General features: G+C 65.1%; 19 protein-coding genes. 11 read left to right on the forward strand and 8 right to left on the reverse strand.

What is annotated here, in order from left to right; genetic code table 11:
• Nucleotide 1 precedes the first annotated feature (1 nt).
• Nucleotides 2-1,099 carry an extracellular solute-binding protein gene (locus tag ACFTSA_RS06990; RefSeq protein WP_377950547.1) on the reverse strand — a complete coding sequence of 366 codons (1,098 nt, stop codon included), beginning with the start codon at nt 1,097-1,099 and terminating at the stop codon, nt 2-4.
• 349 nt (nt 1,100-1,448) lie between these two features.
• Between ACFTSA_RS06990 and ACFTSA_RS06995 the strand changes: the two genes are divergently transcribed.
• Entirely contained in the window at nt 1,449-1,652 is a 204-nt protein-coding gene (locus ACFTSA_RS06995; protein WP_377950548.1) for an antitoxin MazE family protein, read from the forward strand.
• The gene (locus tag ACFTSA_RS07000) at nt 1,649-1,975 is read left to right on the forward strand and encodes a type II toxin-antitoxin system PemK/MazF family toxin (protein ID WP_377950549.1); all 327 of its coding nucleotides are present in this window, start codon (nt 1,649-1,651) and stop codon (nt 1,973-1,975) included. The genes ACFTSA_RS06995 and ACFTSA_RS07000 overlap by 4 nt, the downstream gene beginning before the upstream one ends.
• A gap of 4 nt (nt 1,976-1,979) precedes the next feature.
• Here ACFTSA_RS07000 and ACFTSA_RS07005 read toward each other — a convergent pair whose 3' ends face one another.
• From ACFTSA_RS07005 to ACFTSA_RS07020, 4 genes are read right to left on the reverse strand one after another with little or no spacing between them, the layout of a single operon-like run.
• Nucleotides 1,980-3,209 carry a Wadjet anti-phage system protein JetD domain-containing protein gene (locus tag ACFTSA_RS07005; RefSeq protein ID WP_377950550.1) on the reverse strand — a complete coding sequence of 410 codons (1,230 nt, stop codon included), beginning with the start codon at nt 3,207-3,209 and terminating at the stop codon, nt 1,980-1,982.
• 16 nt (nt 3,210-3,225) lie between these two features.
• Complete coding sequence (locus ACFTSA_RS07010; protein ID WP_377950551.1) at nt 3,226-6,618, reverse strand: ATP-binding protein; 3,393 nt, start codon at nt 6,616-6,618, stop codon at nt 3,226-3,228.
• Nucleotides 6,615-7,259: a DUF4194 domain-containing protein gene (locus ACFTSA_RS07015; RefSeq protein ID WP_377950552.1), complete on the reverse strand. Its 645-nt coding sequence runs from the start codon at nt 7,257-7,259 to the stop codon at nt 6,615-6,617. Before ACFTSA_RS07015 ends, ACFTSA_RS07010 begins: the two co-directional genes overlap by 4 nt.
• A complete protein-coding gene (locus ACFTSA_RS07020; protein WP_377950553.1) occupies nt 7,256-8,722 on the reverse strand; it encodes a DUF3375 domain-containing protein in 1,467 nt (488 codons plus the stop codon). Before ACFTSA_RS07020 ends, ACFTSA_RS07015 begins: the two co-directional genes overlap by 4 nt.
• A 238-nt stretch (nt 8,723-8,960) precedes the next feature.
• Here ACFTSA_RS07020 and ACFTSA_RS07025 point away from each other — a divergent pair, with 238 nt between their 5' ends.
• The 7 genes from ACFTSA_RS07025 to ACFTSA_RS07055 all read left to right on the forward strand — a co-directional run bounded on the left by ACFTSA_RS07025 (nt 8,961) and on the right by ACFTSA_RS07055 (nt 12,179).
• Nucleotides 8,961-9,116 (forward strand): hypothetical protein, encoded by a 156-nt coding sequence (locus ACFTSA_RS07025; RefSeq protein ID WP_377950554.1) that lies wholly within the window; start codon nt 8,961-8,963, stop codon nt 9,114-9,116.
• Nucleotides 9,117-9,553: 437 nt separating this feature from the next.
• Complete coding sequence (locus tag ACFTSA_RS07030) at nt 9,554-9,772, forward strand: hypothetical protein (RefSeq protein ID WP_377950555.1); 219 nt, start codon at nt 9,554-9,556, stop codon at nt 9,770-9,772.
• A 10-nt stretch (nt 9,773-9,782) separates the two neighbouring features.
• Entirely contained in the window at nt 9,783-10,292 is a 510-nt protein-coding gene (locus ACFTSA_RS07035; RefSeq protein WP_377950556.1) for a hypothetical protein, read from the forward strand.
• Between the two features lie 153 nt (nt 10,293-10,445).
• The gene (locus ACFTSA_RS07040) at nt 10,446-10,874 is read left to right on the forward strand and encodes a YybH family protein (RefSeq protein ID WP_377950557.1); all 429 of its coding nucleotides are present in this window, start codon (nt 10,446-10,448) and stop codon (nt 10,872-10,874) included.
• Between the two features lie 140 nt (nt 10,875-11,014).
• Complete coding sequence (locus ACFTSA_RS07045) at nt 11,015-11,749, forward strand: hypothetical protein (protein ID WP_377950558.1); 735 nt, start codon at nt 11,015-11,017, stop codon at nt 11,747-11,749.
• Nucleotides 11,750-11,793: 44 nt separating this feature from the next.
• Entirely contained in the window at nt 11,794-11,991 is a 198-nt protein-coding gene (locus tag ACFTSA_RS07050) for a hypothetical protein (RefSeq protein ID WP_377950559.1), read from the forward strand.
• Nucleotides 11,988-12,179, forward strand: a complete 192-nt coding sequence (locus ACFTSA_RS07055; protein ID WP_377950560.1) for a hypothetical protein — start codon at nt 11,988-11,990, stop codon at nt 12,177-12,179. The genes ACFTSA_RS07050 and ACFTSA_RS07055 overlap by 4 nt, the downstream gene beginning before the upstream one ends.
• Before the next feature lie 59 nt (nt 12,180-12,238).
• On the opposite strand, the gene ACFTSA_RS07060 is transcribed toward ACFTSA_RS07055, so the two are convergent.
• From ACFTSA_RS07060 to ACFTSA_RS07070, 3 genes are all read right to left on the reverse strand, one after another.
• The gene (locus ACFTSA_RS07060; protein WP_377950561.1) at nt 12,239-12,817 is read right to left on the reverse strand and encodes an HNH endonuclease; all 579 of its coding nucleotides are present in this window, start codon (nt 12,815-12,817) and stop codon (nt 12,239-12,241) included.
• Between the two features lie 156 nt (nt 12,818-12,973).
• Nucleotides 12,974-14,659 (reverse strand): thiamine pyrophosphate-binding protein, encoded by a 1,686-nt coding sequence (locus ACFTSA_RS07065; RefSeq protein WP_377950562.1) that lies wholly within the window; start codon nt 14,657-14,659, stop codon nt 12,974-12,976.
• A gap of 121 nt (nt 14,660-14,780) precedes the next feature.
• Nucleotides 14,781-15,284, reverse strand: a complete 504-nt coding sequence (locus ACFTSA_RS07070; protein WP_377950563.1) for an Lrp/AsnC family transcriptional regulator — start codon at nt 15,282-15,284, stop codon at nt 14,781-14,783.
• Between the two features lie 93 nt (nt 15,285-15,377).
• Here ACFTSA_RS07070 and hisC point away from each other — a divergent pair, with 93 nt between their 5' ends.
• Both hisC and ACFTSA_RS07080 read left to right on the forward strand, forming a co-directional pair.
• Nucleotides 15,378-16,487, forward strand: a complete 1,110-nt coding sequence (gene hisC, locus ACFTSA_RS07075) for a histidinol-phosphate transaminase (RefSeq protein WP_377950564.1) — start codon at nt 15,378-15,380, stop codon at nt 16,485-16,487.
• An 83-nt stretch (nt 16,488-16,570) separates the two neighbouring features.
• The gene (locus ACFTSA_RS07080) at nt 16,571-18,019 is read left to right on the forward strand and encodes an amino acid permease (RefSeq protein WP_377950565.1); all 1,449 of its coding nucleotides are present in this window, start codon (nt 16,571-16,573) and stop codon (nt 18,017-18,019) included.
• The last annotated feature ends 26 nt before the right edge of the window (nt 18,020-18,045 follow it).

The raw sequence follows: 18,045 nt of genomic DNA on the forward strand, positions 1-18,045 counted from the left end.
ATCAGCTGGCCTGCCAGAGCTTGAACTGCTGCTCGGTCTTCTTCAGGTTCTGCGACCACCACTTGTCGTCGCGGACCAGGATCTTGTCTGCGAGCCGGGGGCTGGTGGGAAGTGTGTCCGCGATGCCCTTGGGCAGCTTGGAGAGCGCCGGGGTGTTGGCGAGGGTCAGGTTGGTGACCTTGTCGAACGCTGCGCCGGCCTCGGCGTCGTTGGACATGAAATTCATGAGCTTGAAGGCGGCTTCCTTGTTTTTGGCACCCTTCGGCACCACGAAGTAGTCGCCGGCCAGGACGGCGTTTTCTGCGGAGAAGTTCAGTTTGGCGCCGTCGTTGCGGGCTGCGTTGATCCGGTTGTTGAAGCTGGTGGAGAGGGAGACCTCGCCGGAGGTGAGCTGCTGGATGGGCTCCTGGTTGGCAGAGTGGTACAGCAGCCGGTCCTTGCCCGGGTGCTGGCCCAGGACCCTCAGTGCGCGGTCGACGTCGAGGGGGTAGATCTTGTCGAAGGGGACACCGTCAGCCAGCAGGGCAGCTTCCAGGACGGAGCTGTCGGACAGCTGGTTGTAGATCGAGCGCTTGGTGCTGTACTTGTTCTGGTCGAAGAACTGCGCCCAGTCTTTGGGTGCCTGCGCGTCAGAAATGACCTTCTGGTCCCACGCCATGACGAACAGGAAGCTCAGGTACTTGATGCCGTATTCGGCCTTGGCGTAGCCGGGCAGGCCCTTGTCGCTGATGATGTCGTAGTCGAACTTCTCCAGCAGCCCCTCGGCCACGGCCACCTCATATTCGGGCGCCGTGATTTCCACGAGGTCCCACTGCACGTCGCCGGACTGAACCTGCGCCTTGAGTGCCGCCAGGCTGGTGTTGGCCAACAGCGTGGTCTTTATCCCCGACTGCTTGGAGAACGGATCCAGGATCGTCTGGGTCAGCTGGTCGTTGTAGGACCCGCCGTAGGACGTCACTGTCACAGCCTTGTTGGGTGCCGAACCTTCGGCCGGCTTCGCTGTACCGCATCCAGAGAGCGCCAGGCCGGCGAAAGGGGTCAGCGCTGCCGCCTTGAGGAGCTGCCTGCGGTCGAACGGAGCGGAACTGAAATGCGTCAAGGAAACTCCCTCTCAATGGTGCCCGCGCCACGGCACGCCAAAAGAGGCCGTGTCGGTGGGCATTGTGCGTTGACTGATCGGCGCCAGATGCCATGCACGCCGGCGACGGCGGGTTCCGCCGGCGACGGTCCACACAGCATTGAGCGGATCCGGAACGGGGCCATTAGTGCGGCCCTTCGCTGCCGTCACTCTAGCTGTGATGTCGCTCACTAGTCAACGGTTGTAGTTCAGGAAGAAACATTGCGTCTGTTTGGTGCGCCGATCCAGTTTCCGCCGTAGCCTTGGATGCGGCCTGTCGCTGCCTTGGGCGGGGGGCCTTAAGGGCCATTGTTACATGTAACATGGACTTATGAGCGTGAGGGATCGGGTTGCCCGGCACCGGCTTGCCATGCGTGAGCGGGGGTTCCGGCAGGTTCAGATGTGGGTGCCGGACGTACGCACGGAGAAGTTTCGGCAAGAGGCGCAGCGCCAGGCGTTGGCGGTTGCCGCTTCGGACCGTGCCGGTGACGACCAGGATTTCGTCGAACAGATTTCGGAAGACTGGCCGGAGTGAATCGTGGCGAGCTGTGGACGGTGTCCGGCGGAACATACGCGCAAAAGCCCAGGCCTGCACTCATCATTCAGGATGACCTATTTGCAGAATCGGTGTCAGTCACCCTCCTGCCCCTGACCTCCCAGCTCACGGACGCCCCGTTGCTGAGACTGACGGTTGAACCGGGAGAGCTCACCGGCTTGGATCGCGTAAGCCAGATCATGGTGGACAAGCTAACAACGGTCCGCCGCTCCAATTTGGGGCGGCGGGTGGGCCGAGTAGATTCCAAGACGATGGTTGCGGTTGAGCAATCGCTTGCCGTCTTTCTCGGGCTGGGGCGCTGACGCCTTAGCGTTTGAGCCTCTCCAGCGCCCAGTCCCAGCGGATAAGCTCCTGTTCCAACCGGACGGCTTCACCGTAGGTATCATTTCCGAGCGCTTCGTAGAGTGCAGCCTCCTCCGTCGTCAGCTTGGTCAACACCGCCCTCGACGGTGACGGCTCCATTCCCCACACGTCGCGGTGTTCGAGCAGTGTTTCTTCGTCCATCAGAACGCTCTCCACGTGCGGGTGCACCGCGCGGAGCTGATCGAGCATACGGAAGCCGTGCGTGTCGATGTCGCCCCAGTACAGAATCTCGCACTTGCGGAGCCAGGCCGCGTCCCGCAGGGACGAAAATCCATAGCCTGCCCCGTAAAGCGCCAGCGTTGCGGGACGCTCTGGCAGGGCTAGGAAGTTGACCTGGTTCTCCGTCGCGATCACGGTGTGCACCGGCAGCTGCAAGGTGCTGAACGCGTCTGCAGTGATCGTGATGTCTCTGGCGCTGCCCAGTGTAGGAATCGACGGGTCGAGGATGCGGAACCGGACGAGCTCGGGCGGATGCAGGAACCCGTGCCTGCGGGCAAAGCGTGCTGCCGACGTACGGCCGGCGCCGCTTTCCAAGGCCGCATCCGATTCGGCCACGTCCGGTTCCGCGACTTCCGCGGTAGCCTCAGGCTCGGCATCCGCCGCGCTCACATCGGAAGCGGACTTGAGAGCGCCAAGCAGCTGATCGATATCCTGCCGGTGCCGCTCGATGAACTTTGTGTGCACGCCAGGAAGTCCAAGTTGCCGGACATAGATTCCCGGCGAGGGATTGTCCCGCAGCCACAGCGCCACCCGCGCCGCCGTCAAGGCGTCAGACCCCAGCTCCAAAAGCCTCAGTGGCCGCCGCACCGACCAGCCGAGCAGCAGCGGATCCAGCTCGCCCAGCTGAGAGGCCAGCTCCCGGAATCGCGCGGCCTCCCGGGACTTCGCGACAAACCCGATCTCGTCCTCCACCGTGGCAAACACTGCCACCGCCGGGATCCGGTTGGAGCCAACCGTCCGGCGCCCCACCTCAGCTGTCTCCAGTTCGTACGGGCCAACACCGGCGATCAAGTCAGCCGCCCACCGCTGAGCCGCCGCATAATCGCTCAACAGGGCCGCCGCCGTCGGGCGTTTCAGTGAACGGCGGCGCGGGTATGCGCCGGACGGTCCCAGCAATTCCCGCAGTAGCGCACCGCTGTTCCACGCCCTCAGCGACAGCGCCCGCAGCCCCACCACCGTTGTCCACGACTCAGCCGGCACGCCGGTCCCGTTCGTCGCGGTACTCCTGGATGGTCATGTTGCGCAGCTGCGAGTCGTCGCCGTTGGTGTTCGCCGCGAACCCCACGTGTGAGACGAACGGCTCGATCACGTGGATCTTCTGCAGCGGCGTGACGATCAGCAGCTGCAGCTTCATCCGCTGGAACAGCTGCAGCCCGTACCGCGCTGATTCGTCGGACCCGCGGCCGAACGCCTCGTCGATCACCACGAACCGGAAACTCCGGCCGGGCTTCTTGCCGGCACCGGCAGCACCGGACCCCAGCCCGAACTGGAACGCCAGCGCCGCCGCGAGGATGGTGTACGCCAGCTTCTCCTTCTGGCCGCCGGACTTGCCGCCGGAATCCGTGAAGTGCTCGAACTCCTCGCCGGTCTCGGTCCACTTCTCCGACGCTGAGAACGTGAACCAGTTCCGCACATCCGTGACCTTGGCCGTCCACCGCTCATCCAGCGCGGTCAGGCCCTCGCGTCCCCTGAAACGCTCGATCAGGCGCTCCACCTGGAGGTACTTCTGCTCCGAGTACTGGTCCTCGTCGCCGATGGTCCCCTCCGAGCACGCCCGCAGATCCACGCCGAACTCGCGCACGTCCTGGTCCGAGCTGTTCTGGTGCTCCAGCTGGATGTGCCGGCCCGGGTTGTACTGGATATCCGCCAGCGACTGGTTGATCTCGCCGATCCGGTTCACGATGTCCTGCCGCCGGCTGTCAAGGAATGCGTTGAACGCCACCACCTCGTGGATGGTGTTCTGGTTCAGCGACTCCTTGAAGTGCGCCTCGAACCTGGGCAGGTCGTTGCTGACCAGCTGCTCCAGCAGCCGGTTGTAGTCCGGCGAGGCCTCGAGCGCGGCGTCGATGTCCGTGGTCTCGTTCGGGTACTTGTTGCGGAAGTCAGCCATCAGCCGCACGGTGCCCTCCGCCGCCCGGGCGATCCGCTTGGACAGCGCGTCGATGGTGTCCGTCAGCCCGGCACGGACCGTGCTCTCCGCCGGGCCGGTGTTCTTGTACGTCAGCGTCCTGTCCCCAAGGGCCGCTTTGGTGAGATGTTCGACGGCGGCCAGCACCCCGCCGTCGTCCGTCAGGGGAGTCTCAGCCAGAATCCCGCGGCACTCCTCAATCGCCTCCGCGATGTCCCTGGCGTCCTTCTCGTTCGCGCCCAGGCGCTCGCGCAGCTTGCCGGACTTTTCCTCCAGCCGCTCCAGCTCATGTGTGACCGCGGACTCCTTGGCCGTCAGCTGCTGCAGCACGTCGCTGGCGGTCTCCAGCTCGGCCTTCTCGGCCTTGAGCTCCTCGATCCTTCGGGCCGTGAGCTGCCAGCTGATCTCGCCGAAGTCCGCCACCGACCGGACGGTGCCCAGCTGCTGGTTCTGCCGGCCCAGCGCGCCGAGGTTCTCCATCACCTTGGCCAGCTGGGCGTCAGTGACCTTCAGCTGGCCCCTGACCTCGTCCTGCTCCGCGAGGAAGCGGCTGATCTTGTCGTGGTTGTCCCAGCCGAGGACGTAGTTGCGCCGGTCTGTGAGCTCGCGCCGGTCATCCTTTTCGTGCCGGCCGCGGCCGCCCTTGAGCTGCCCGTTGACGGTGAGCGCCTTGGGGTAGCGGCGGAAGTCCTCGAGGGTGTCGCAGCAGTAGTGGTCGAACCGGGTGGCGAGCTCGTCCAGCAGGAAGCTGCGGAACGGCGTGTTCGGCTTGATGGCGATCTTCGCGGCCAGCGTGCCCTGCTCCGCCGCCCTGGCCGCGGGGGATTCGCCGATCCGCAGGTAGACCAGCCGGCCCTTCAGGTTGTTGGCATCCACCCAACTGCTCACGGCCGGGTAATGCTCGGCCGGCACCAGCAGGGAAAGTGCGAAGCCATGCAGCGTGCGTTCCGCCGCACCCTCCCATGCGCCCTCTCCGTCGCGGACCCGCAGCAGTTCGCCGGCGTACGGCAGGGCCGCTTCCGCGATCCCCGTGCCATCACACAGCCGACGGCGGAGGTCCAGCTGGGCGGTTGGCAACAGGTTGGCGCGGGACTGCAGGCTGCGCAGTTCCTTGCCGATTTCGGCCAGGCGCTCGTTGAGTCCGGTGCGCGCGATGGTCAGCTGGGTCCGGCTGTCCTGCAGCTCGTTGGACTGCTCGCCCAGCTGCCTCTCAACCTCGCCGAGCCGTGCACGGTTTCCGTCGAAGAGCACCTTGTCCTCGGGCGGGCGGAGGCCCAGGTCCTTCGCGGCCTCGGCGTAGGTGTCGAAGCGCTGCCTCTGGGTCCGCGATTCAACAGCGAGGCGTGCGATATCCGCGTCGATCGCCGCGAGCCGGCCGCCGCCGTTGGTGCGGATGTCCTCCTGGACGGCGGACAGTTCGTGCCGCTTTTCGCTGATCTCCGTGCGCAGCTTGGTGCTGTCCTCCCGCAGCCGTTCGCCGGTGCGTTCCAGCTCGCTTTGGTGTTCCAGGCTCAGGTGCAGCTTGCGGTCCGTGAACCAGGGGTGCAGCTGGTCGCGCTGCTGGCGGGCCAGCTCGTCCTCGCGGCTCAGGTTCGCGTGCTGGGCAGCGCCGTCCCTGATCGGCGTCAGCAGGGCGATCTGGTCCTTCGCCCGGAGCACCGCTGCGTGGGCCTTTTTCAGGTCGTCGAAGTGGTGGATGAGCTTGCCGATGCGCTCGGCGACGTTGTCCTCCTCCAACATGTTGGTCCGCACGAACGAGGTGATGTTCTCCACCTGCTTCATGGACACCGTGCGGTGGAACAGCTCCATGGCCTGGTTGCCGGTGATCCCGAACTGCCGCTTGAAGGCCGCGGCATAGGGCTCGAAGGTGTCGTGCACCGCGGCGCCGGCGGCACGCAGCTTCTTCTTCAGCTTCGCCGGGTCCTGGCCGAAGTTGGAGAAGTCGGCCGCGATGGACTGGTCCGCCTCGGCGAGGGAGTAGAAGCGGCTGGGCTGGCCGGCCTCCTGCGTGGCCCAAAGCGTGATGGCCAGGGTGATCGACTTGCCCAGCACCGCGTTGTGGAAGACCGCCAGCACCACGGTCAGTGCGCCCGTGCTCCGGAGCGCCACCGGTCTGGAGTACTCGCCGCCGGTGCTGCGGGTGCTCTTGTGGAAGCCGCGCACGTACGACATCAGCGAGCGTTCCTTCTTCTGCGCGCCGGCTGCCTTGTTGTACTCGATCTTGTTGGCTGGCAGCAGCAGCGTGGTGATCGCGTCCACGACGGTCGACTTCCCTGAGCCGATGTCCCCGGTGAGGAGGCTGTTGGCCCCGTCCAGCCGGAACGTGCGCACCCCCTGGTGGAACGTGCCCCAGTTGAGCAGCTCCAGACGGTGCAGCCGGAAGCCTGGGGGAGTCCCGCCGTCGTCCGTCTTTTCCTCCAGGCTGAAGAGGGTGTCCTGAACTTCAGCGCTCACTTGCTCTCCTCACCAGCGGTCTCGGCGCCCAGCGTTCCGGTGAGGGTCGCCCGATAGTCCGCCAGCCGCGTGTCGAACTCCTCCAGCCACTGGGCGTCCACGAATGCCTTAAGGATGCGGGCCACCTCGTACGTGTCTGCCTGTCCCTTGAGCTTCCGAAGAAAGCCGAGCTCCACCACTTTCTTGATGTCGGCCCGGAGCCGGTCCAAAGTCCGGGCCTCGTTGCTGGATTCCGGCCGGAACAGGGAGACCATGTCCACGATGTCCTGCTCTGTCATGATGAGCCTGACCTCGCTGCTGTTGATGTCGAACTCGAGCATGCGGCGGCGGAGGAGCACCAGCAGGAGGCTGACGTTGAAGGTGAGCGTGCGGCGCGCGATGAGCCGGGGGAGCGTGCCATCCGGATCCTCACGCGACTTCAGGAACGCGTAGCCCTCGGACTCGTCCAGGATCAGGTCCAGGCCCAGCACGGAGACGTAGTCGCGGACCTGGGAGGAGAGACCCAGCAGCGACTGCCAGAGCTTCTCGTCCCCCTCTGCGTACAGCACGCCCTTGAAGAGCCGGGTGACGACGCCGGGAAGTTCCTCGGGCGTGCGGCTCTCCGTTTCCGCTGTGGATGGGGAATTCGCTGCCGGATTCATGCGGGCCTTCCGAAGATGATCTGTTCGAGGGTGGCTTCGCGGATGCTGCCGTCCTCCAGCTGCCAGGCTATGTGCTGCTCAGTCTCCGCATTGATGGTGGCCCAGTCCGACTCCGTGGCCAGCTGGTAGTAGGCCACGATTTCCGCCAGCCCTTGCGTGACGGGGTGTTTGTTTGTGATGTCCGCCAGCGTGGCCTGTTCCGCCTCGGCCAGGACGGCGTCGATATTGGCTTTCAGCCGTTCTTTGTCCACGTGGAACTGGCTGAACAGGGCGCCGGCGTCCACGTCCGCGTCGTCGGCGGTTTCGATGTGGTCCTCGACCATGACCCGCCGGCTCGGCTCATACAGCGGGCGTTCGAACGGCAAGGTGATGTCCACCTGTGGGCCGTCGATGGCGATGAACTCGCCCGACGGCGGTTGTTCCCTTGAGGCGAGGGCGCCGGACTCCACGCTCCGGATCAGTTGCATAATGCGCTTGTTCTCGAGGAACACCTTGTCGTCCAGCAGCCTTCGCATCTGCTGCGACAGCTGGCGGACAGTGCCCTGGGTCTGCTCGACGGCGGGCAGCCAGTCCTGGTGCAGGTTGGTGACGGTGTGGAGGTTCTCGGTCTGGGCGAGGGCTTCGATCTGGGTGGCACGCTGGAGGAGGTCCTGCAGTTTCTTCCTGGATTCGGGCGACATGAGGTAGTCCCAGAAGCCCTGGAACGTCCTCCCTTGAAGGGAGCTGCTTATGTCCTGCTGGTTGGCGAAGATCGACTCGAGCAGCTCGCCCTGGGTGCCGTCCCAGGTGGCGATCTGCTCGCGGACCTGGCGGTCCAGCTTCCGGAAGTTCTGCTCGACCTCGCGGAAGTCGGAGAGGAGGTCTTTCGCCAAGATTTGTAGCTGCTGGAAGTGATCCAGCGCTTCAGGAGCTGTCATGACACGGATGTTGCCGTCCCGGATGCGCTGCATCTCGGCGTCGATGGCGTCCCGTTGGTTTTGGAGCTCATTCAGGCGCACCTCGGGGTCCGTCTCGGACTGCTGGACCAGCCGCTCGAGGACGGCGAAGATGCTGGTGAGCCGCGACTGGGTGGCGACGAAGTCCCTGCCCTTGAGGCTCTCCACCCAGCGGACCACGTCCTCTGCCGCCGGGGTGAGATCGTAGCGGGGCTCGTCCTGGCCCTGGATGTAGTACTTGCGGAGCCATGCCCTTTCGGGGGCGGCCCAGTCGTCCAGGTATTCGGCTGCTTGGCGGGGGAACTTGTCCTCGCCGTAGGCATCCCGCAGGCCGAAGAGCACGTCGTCGAGGCTGTCGATGAGCTGCTGCCGGCCCAAGTTGCGCTGGTTGGGTCCGGTGAAGGCGGCCATGAAAAACGAGATGGCGAGCGGAGCGTTCTGGGCGCGCAGCAGGGACCAGCCTGCATGGTTCTCACGCAGGGCATTGATTGCGTAGTAGTCCATCGGGTCCTCGGTGTTTCGCCTCACTTACCGTCAGTTCACTCTAAGGGGCACCTCTGACATCCGAAGAAGCAACGCGGGGTCACTTACCGCCCAATTCCGGGCCTCAATGCGGCGCTAGTGACCCCGCGTTGCAGTAACGGTGAGCCTTCCCGGCCGGGCTCCAATTGCACCCACAAGAACTTTGCCGATCTTGACTAAAACTTTCGGTGACCTTGCCCGAACGGGGTCACTATCAGTTCATAGCTTGGAAGGAATGGACATCATGAACGACTTTGTTCCCCGTCCGCACGAACCGTATGACGCGCATTGGGTGATCAAACACGACCTGGCGAACATCATCGCCAAGTACACCGACAGGGGCGATTACGAAACGGCCGCCGTCTACATCGAGGCACTTGCCCGCTACGGCGACGACTGAAGCTGCTTTCGACGGGCTCCGTCAGCGGGGCTGGATAAGCGGCGGGCGCTCGCCGGGGCCCGAGTTTTTGTCCAGATAATGGCCGCTAAGAGGCCTCCGGAAGCCATTATCTGTACGAAAATTCCACGCACACTGCGGCGGCCACGCCCCTGCCCTGGCGTCAGGCCTTCTGATTTTCGGAGCGTTGAGCCTTCCTTCGCTCCAAACTCCTGCGGGCCCTCCCTTTGCCAGAAGCCCTGCCGCGAAGGAACAGGTGCTCGGCGAAGGTCAGCGCGCCCTCGACGAGAAACAGGACGAAGTCAAAAACCATGAGGCCCCCTCTGCGGCTTCTGTTTGAAGCGCCTATGCCCCAGTCTGCCCTAGTGTCTGTAGACTTCACCGGTTGGTGGGGGTCGTTGTCAAAGGTCTGACACGGTCAACGTGCCGGACTCAGCAACGTGCCAGAATTCCGCATCCACTCCGGCCGAGGCATCATGTCCCGCAAGGGCGATAATCGGACCATCGTCACCGACCCCGGCGCCGGCATGTTCGCCGTCGTCAAGGGTGACGACCTCACCCACAAGGACGCCCACCTCGCCGCCGCCCGTTACACCGGCTGGCTCCTGACCCGCTGGTTCTCAGCCCATTGGAGCCCGCCGGCAACCGTCCCGATATAAGGAACACGCATTGCAGATCAACAGGCAGACGCTAAAAGACGACGGGTTCGCTGGATTCAGATCTTTTGATCAGCTGGATATCAACCGGGTTCCACGGGCCCCCGGAATCTATGTGGTGCTCAAACCCGAGGGCTTCGAGCGGGTGTTCCTTGCGAAGAGCTTGGGAGCCCGCTTTAAGAAGCGGGATCCATCCCTGCCCCAAGCCGCCTTGGATGCGGAGTGGATCGAGAACGCGGATGTCCTGTATATCGGAAAAGCCGGCCCAGGAAGCACGGGCAACCGCGGACTGCGAAAGCATATTCAGGAGTTCACTGACTTCGGCCGCGGGAAGCCTGTCGCCCTTTGGGACGGGCGGCTCATCTGGCAACTCGCCGACTCCCAGTCGCTGGTTATCGCGTGGAAGGAGTTGGCACCAGAGGAGGTGAATCCTGCCGAAGCCGCCTACCACGCGGAGTTCGTCAGGATCTACGGAAAGCTGCCCTTCGCCAACCTGGTCCAGGCCAGGACAAAGGGAGTTTAACCGTCGGAAGCGGTCGCCCGATTTGCAAGCCGCGGTTGGGGCCGGGGCACCTATGAGCCGGGCACCTGCAAGCGAGGAGGCGCTATCCGGGACCGCGGGGCGCATACTGGGCTCAGCGCCAGAAGGCGTGGTTGTTTCGGAGTGGTGAGGGTGATGGCTGATTCAAACTTTGATGGCGTGGTCGAGCGTCTGGGTGCCGCACTTGGCGAGATCGTGAAGGGTGACCCTGCGCCCTTTCAGGCGCTGTTCGCCAAGAATGACGAGGTGACTTTGGCCAATCCCTTCGGCGGCGTTTCCCGAGGGTGGGACAACGTCACCACCACTGTCGCCAAGGCAGCGGCGATTTACCGTGACGGAGAGGTCATCTCCCTGGAAAACCAGGCCACCGCCGTCGTAGGGGACCTTGCCTACGTGGTGCTCATCGAGCGGTTCAGGGTTCGGGTTGCGGGACGGGCGGATCTGGACGACGTGGCCCTCCGCACGACGAACATCTACCGGCGGGAGGGCAACGAATGGCTCCTTGTCCACCGCCAGGCTGACCCACGAGTGGGTGAACAGACGCCCGAGTCTGTGGTCCAGTAAGTGGCCCTGCGTCGACCCAGCCGTTTTATTTGCTGGGTTCTGCTTCAGGGCGGACTGCACTACCTTTTTTCTATGGCCATGGGCAGCGTTGCCCTGACCCTTTATAGGAATTTCTACTCAGTGAGGAGTGGGAAAAGGTCATGCCTCTACGGACCAAAATCTTTCTGGGTGTCCTGGTCTTGTTGCTGGTTGTCGGCGGGGGAGTGTTTTTGTACAACGACAACGTGAAAAGGAGCCGGGCCGGGGAGTACAACCCCGAGATCAGTCCGGCAGATTTCAGCACCAACATAACCAATAAGTACTTCGCACTCCCCGTCGGCAAGAAAATGACGTATGAGACGGCCGGCCAGGGAGGAGCCACCGAACGGATCGAGATTGAGATCCTGCCGGAGAAAAAGCGGATCGAGGGCTTCGAGACCGTCGTATATCTGGACAAGGAATACAAAAACGGCCAGCTGGTGGAGGAAACCAGGGATTACCTTGCGCAACACAAGAACGGTGACGTGTGGTACTTCGGGGAAGATGTGAATAACTACTGGAACGGGTTCCTGCTACACCATGGGGGCAGCTTCCTCCACGGAAAAGACGGGGCAAAAGCCGGGATTTGGATAAAGGCCGACCAGCGCGTTGGCGATTCCTACCGGCAGGAATTCTACATTGGCAACGCGGAGGACATGAGGGACACCGTCGCCACCGGTCAGAGCGTCTCCACGAAAGCCGGCAAATACACCGACTGCGTCAAGGTGTTGGATTGGTCGCCGCTTGAGAATGCGCGGGAGCACAAGTATTACTGCCCCGAGGTCAAAACATTGGTCCTGACCGAGGATCTCCAGTCGGGTGCCAGGTCGGAACTCGTGAATGTTGTCCAGCCCTAGGCTCTACAGGGAAGCAACGCTGTGGAGGAAGAGCTTCGCCCTTCTTGCCTGAAACTTTCGCCGATCTTGCCTTAACAGGTTCACCGTCAATCCATAACCTGGAAGGGTCGAACATCATGGCTGACGACAAAGAAGCGCTGGACTGGTTCTCCCCGCGCCAACAGCGGGAAACCGACAATCAGGCGGCATTTCTGCGCTGTCTGCTGGAGCGTGAAGAGGCGCAAGTGGACGCGGCATCATGAACGATTACGTTCCCCGTCCCAGTGAACCGTACGACGCGCATTGGGTCATCAAACGCGACCTGGCGAATATCATCGCCAAGTACAGGGACGGGGGCGACCAGGAAACCGCTGCTGTCTACATCGAAGCACTTGCCCGTTACGACGAGGGCCGAGTCTGGATTCGGCGGGCTCAACGGGCGGCCGAATGACAGGAAAACGGTCTTGGGACGCGCGGATTTGCGTGTCCCGTGACCGGTTCGGTGTCCCGTTACGGCAATTCTCGGCGCTCGCCGACGCGGACCGCATCCTCGGACAAAACGTAGGCCCTCCGCCGTCGTTCAAGTCGTGCCTGCTGGGCCGGCGACGGGATCCGCGCACCCTTCCCCCGGTTGCACCTGCTGCATGCCGCGACGAAGTTCTGCAGGCTGGTCGAGCCGCCCTTGGACCACGGGTAGAAATGGTCACCATGCTCTGCGGGACGGGAGCAACGGCGGCTGAAGCCCGTCTCCATCTCGCACTGTCCCCCGGCCCGGGCCATCCCTTCGCGGCGCTGCTGGCGCGTGAAACGGCGGACCGGGTCCCGCCGTCGGACGTCCCGGAAGCGGAGGAAAAGCGCGGTGGCGACCAGGGCAAGCATGGCCAGGGCCGGGGCTGTGATTGCCTCCAGGACGCCGTCGAACATCGCCCGCAGGATGTCGGAGACCGCGGGGCCGCCCGTGCCGAAGGTTGTGTGGACCGTGTTGGGGTGAAAGGAAAAGACCACGGCGGCGGCCAGCCAAATGGTGGCGGCGGCGTTTGCCAGCCGCAGGGCAACCCGCGTCCAGTAGATGCGCTCCAATTCCAGCACGGTATGTTCCCCCAATAATGGCCGCGACGTTTCTCTAACCGGGCGATTCTACGATGCGCCCCTTGAGTTTTCGTCCAGATAATGGCGGCTTAAAGCCCTCCAGAAGCCATTATCTGGACAAAAACTCCCCCCAATATGCCGCGCGCGGGAAGGCCGTCAGCCGGCGACCTTCTCCTTTTCAGCCTCCTTGGCCTGCATCCATTCGGTCAGCCACGGGGCGCGGACGCTTGAGGTGATGCGGCAGTCGGCCACGAAGGTGCCCTTGGCGCCGGCGTCGATCCAGTCCGTGAGCGCGGAGAGGTCCGACAGTTTGCGGATGATCGCGGATTCCGCCCCGATCGCGCGGGCAATCCCGCTGAAGTCCACCTCGGGGATCAGCATGGGCTTCTCGGTCAGGCCCTGCGAGCCGTACTGATGGATCTCGGCCCCGTAGGCGGCGTCGTTGTAAATCACGACGACGGCACTGCTCGCCGCGCCCACCAGCGACTCCAGGTCGGACAGGCCCATCAGGAAACCGCCGTCGCCCGCGGCCAGCACCAAGGTGTTGCCAGCGTCCACGGCGCGGGCGGCCCCCACGGCGCTGGCCAGGCCGAGGCCGATCGACTGGAACGCCGTTCCCACCATGACCAGGTCCTGCGGGCGCGGGATGCGCCAGTACATGGGTGCCCAGCCCAGGAAGTGCCCGCCATCCTGGACCACGGTGCGGCGTTCCGGCAGCACGGCATCCAGCGCCGTGGCCAGCGCCCGGGGGTCGAGCCGGCCGTCCGCGGTCTCCGCGTTCCCGGGGTGGTGGCCCGGTCCTTCGGCCAGACGCGTGAGTGCTTCCCCGCGCCAGCCCTTCGAGGCATTGGCCCGGGCGGACTGCGACGGCGCGGCATTGTCCAGCAGCCGGAGGAGCCCACCTGCGGCGGCCTTCGCGTCCGCACTGACGAACAGGTCCACCCGCGGGTTGGTCGGCTCCAAGGCGGCGTCGATCTGGATCACGGTGGCGTCCGGGCCGATCAGGTGCCCAAAGCGCATGGTGAAGGGGCTCAGGCTTGCGCCCGCCACGAGCACCACGTCCGCCTCGCCCATGAGCCCGGCGGCGGTATCCGTGCCGAAGCCGCCCGCGACGCCGAGGTAACCCTCGCCCTGCAGCAGGTTCAGCGCCAGCGCGGTCCCGGCCGTAAGCGCGCCGAGGCGGTCCGCGAGTTCCCGGAGTTCGGGACCGGCGCCGGCGAGGTGCGCACCGCGGCCGGCCAGAATGAGCGGCCGCTTCGCGGCGGCGAGCAGTTCGGCCGCCCGTCCGAGTCCGCCGTCGGCCCCGTCCCTCACGGCAGCCGCCGCCGGCGGCACTTGAAGCTCTTCCTCCGCCGCATCAACGGCCGCCAGGTCGTACGGAACGGCAATGACGACGGCGGTCCGCCGGGCAAGTGCGTACTCCACCGCCTCCTGGGTGATGGAGCCGGCGGCGTCACGGGTGACGGTGAAGGTCGCCGCGCCCAGCCCTGCGGCGATCGCCGCCTGGTCCACGTCCCAGGGGCGGGCGCCGCTGCTCGGTGCGTCGCCGGTGACGAGCACCACCGGGATCTGCGCCTGGACCGCTTCCGCGAGGGCCGTCAGGGCGTTGGTGTAGCCGGGGCCGTAGGTGGTGGTCCCCACGGCGAGGCGCCCTGATGCCCGGTAGTAGGCGTCCGCCGCCGCGATGGCGGCACCTTCATGGCGAACGGCGGTGAAGCGGAGGCCCTCCTTCTCGGCAGCATCCAGGAAGTACACGTTGCCGTTGCCCATCACACCGAACACATCGCTGACATAGCTGCTGAGAACCTGCGCCACCCGGCCGGACACTGTAAGAGAAGTCATGCAGGAATCGTCGGATCTGGATCCTCGATAGGCAAGAGACTGGATTTTGGCTGGGATATTTGTCAGTAGTCACACAGTTCTACTGAAAATATGACCACAAGTGGTGTGGGTCACCCCTGCCCTAGCCGGACTGGCGGCTCTCCTGCTGTGACAGCCGGGCAAGCAGGCCGTCGTAGCGGGGCGGCATGAGCTCCACGACGGAGATGGCCGTGCTGGTCCGCTGGATCCCGTCGATTTCCAGGATCTGGTTGGTGATGCGGTAGAGATCGGCCGTATCCCGGGCCACCACCTTGGCCATGAGGTCCGCATCTCCCGTGGTGGCATGCACCTCGATGACCTCCGGAATCGCCTCGAGACCGCTTTCCACCGATTTGGCGCGGGCCTGGCTGATGGCCAGGGAAAGGAAAGCCAGCAGGCCGTAGCCGAGCGCCGCCGGGTCCAGTCTCCGGCTGAAGGACCTGAGGGCGCCGCCGCTCTCCAGCTTCGCCAGGCGTGCGTGCACGGTGTTGCGTGCGACGCCGAGCGTCCGGGACAGTGCCAGGGCGCTGGCTTCAGGGTCCTTGTCGAGCGCGAGGATGATCCTGGCGTCCAGGGAATCGAAGGTGCGGGGAGCCGGGATGGTCATATTTTCACCACAGACGATAGAAGTTGAGCAGAAATCCCAAGGTGTCCACAGTATCTTGCAATGTGGCCCGGGTCACTTCCATGATCAACACCCATGACCAGTGATCAGATACTGATGGCTCCGGAAACCGCGCACCCCACCCTGCGTGCAGCGGTCTCCGGCCTGCCGTCCTATGTTCCGGGCCGGCGCAGTGCCGGCGAGGACATCGCAGCCCTCGCCAGCAACGAAAGCCACTACGAACCCCTGCCCGCGGCAGCCGCTGCGGTGGCTGAAGCGGCCGGCAAGATGAACCGCTACCCGGACATGGCCGCCGTCGAACTCCGGGAACGGATCGCCGGGCACCTTGCTGTCACCGCCGGCGAGATCGCGGTGGGACCCGGCAGCGTCGGCGTTCTGCAGCAGATCATCACCGGGGTTTGCGACGCGGGGGATGAAGTGATCTTCGCGTGGCGGAGCTTCGAGGCCTACCCCATCCTGGTGGAGCTGGCCGGTGCGAGGCCGGTTCGGATCCCGCTGGATGACGCCGAGGGCCACGACCTCGACGCCATGGCCGCCGCCGTCACCGACCGGACCAGGATTGTCCTGCTCTGCACCCCCAACAACCCGACCGGCGTCCCCATCAGCCATGAACGCATCGAGGCGTTTCTCCGGTCCATCCGCTCGGACGTCCTCGTGGTGATCGACGAGGCCTACGTGGAATACGCCGAGGCGGGCACCGGGCCCGACTCCCTGGCGCTCTACCGTGAGTACCCCAACGTGTGCATCCTCCGCACCTTCTCGAAGGCCTACGGACTCGCCGGCCTGCGCGTGGGATACGCCGTGGCCGCGCCGGCAATCGCCGAGGGACTGCGCAGGACTGCCATTCCGTTCGCCGTGACGGCCCTGGCCCAGAAGGCTGCCATCGCCTCGCTGGACGCGGCCGACGAGATGCAGGCGAGGGTCGCCGTCGTCAAGCAGGAGCGCTCGCGGCTGGCCGCACAGCTGGCGGCCCAGGGCTGGAAGCTGCAGCCGAGCCAGGGCAACTTCCTGTGGATCCGGGCCGACGATGACCTCCGGGCGAGGCTCGTGGCCGCATTCGACCAGGCGGACATCATGGTCCGCGCCTACCAGGGCGACGGCGTCCGGATCACCGTTGCCGACCCCGCCTCCAACGACCGCGTGCTCCAGGTTATGACAGCCGTCCTGGCAGCCTGCGCGGCCTGAAGCCCCTACCCGTTCCACCCTTACCCGTTCCGCCTTTACCCGTCCCACTCTCACCGTTCGACAGACAACCCAGAGGACTCTTCATGGAACAACGGACAATGACGTCTGCCCCGGCGCTTGGCGCCGCCCTCAAACCCCGCCAGCTCACGATGATGGGACTCGGCAGCGCCATCGGCGCTGGTCTCTTCATCGGTTCTGGCGCCGGCATTCAGGCCGCCGGCCCGGCGGTGCTGATCTCATACCTGGTGGCCGGCACCCTCATCATCCTCGTGATGTGGGCCCTTGGTGAGATGGCCGCCGCCAACCCGGACAGCGGCGCCTTCTCGGTCTATACCGCCCGCGCCTTCGGACCCGTGGCCGGTGCCACGGTGGGCTGGCTCTGGTGGCTGCAGCTGGTGGTGGTCATCGCCGCTGAAGCGCTGGGTGCGGCTGGCCTGCTTGCCACGATCTTCCCGGCCCTGCCGGTATGGCTCATGGCCTTCGTGTTCATCGCCGTGCTCACCGCCGTGAACCTCACCCACGTGAAGAACTTCGGCGAATTCGAGTTCTGGTTCGCGCTGCTCAAGGTGGCCGCCATCGTCGGGTTCCTGCTCATCGGCGCCGCGCTCCTCTTCGGCTGGCTGCCGGGCGTCGCGTCGCCGGGCCTGGCCACCTTCACCGGGGCCGATTTCGCTCCGCACGGTTTCGCGGGGATCGCCACGGCGCTGTTCGTGGTGGCATTCGCCTTCGGCGGCACCGAGATTGTCTCCGTGGCCGCCGCCGAAACCAAGGATCCTGCCCGCAGCGTCGGCAAGGCCGTCCGCACGGTCCTCTGGCGCATCCTCATCTTCTACATCGGCGCCATCTTCATCATCGCGGCCGTGGTTCCTGTGGGGTCGGCCGGCCTGAAGAGCCCGTTCGCTGCCGTGCTGGACGCCGCAGGCATGCCCGGTGCAGCCACCGCCATCACCTTCGTTGCCGTCGCGGCACTGCTCTCCGCCCTCAACGCCAACCTCTACGGCGCCTCCCGGATGGCGTTCTCCCTCGCCGAACGCGGTGAAGCGCCGCGCGTCCTCGCCTCCCTGTCCAAAGCCCGGGTCCCGGTGGTGGCAGTCCTGGCCAGCGTCTCCTTCGGCGTCGTGACGGCGGTGCTCGAGGTGGCCTTCCCGGAGAAGGTCCTTCCCCTCCTGCTGAACATCGTGGGCTCGACGTCCCTGCTGGTGTGGACGTCCGCCCTCCTCGCCCAGCTTGCCCTGCGCCTCCGCGCGGACCGCGAGGGAATTGCCCTTCCGCTGCGGATGGCTGGCTTCCCCTGGCTGACGGGCCTCGGCCTGCTCATCCTCGCGGCCATCTTCACGGTCGGCTTCATCGGCGAGGACTCCCGTCCCCAGCTCCTGAGCACGTTCGGCCTCGTGGCCCTCCTGGCGGTGGCGAACTGGCTGCACCACCGCTCCGCCCGGACTTCGGCGGGCGTGTCGTCCTCGGATCGCGTTGCTTCTGCGGACCGCGCCGAGCCTGCGGACCGCGTCGAGCCCCCGGTGCTCATCGACTGAGCCCCGGCTTGAAGGCTCCGCGCAAT

Source organism: Arthrobacter sp. NPDC057013, from assembly GCF_042674585.1.
Classification (GTDB): domain Bacteria; phylum Actinomycetota; class Actinomycetes; order Actinomycetales; family Micrococcaceae; genus Arthrobacter.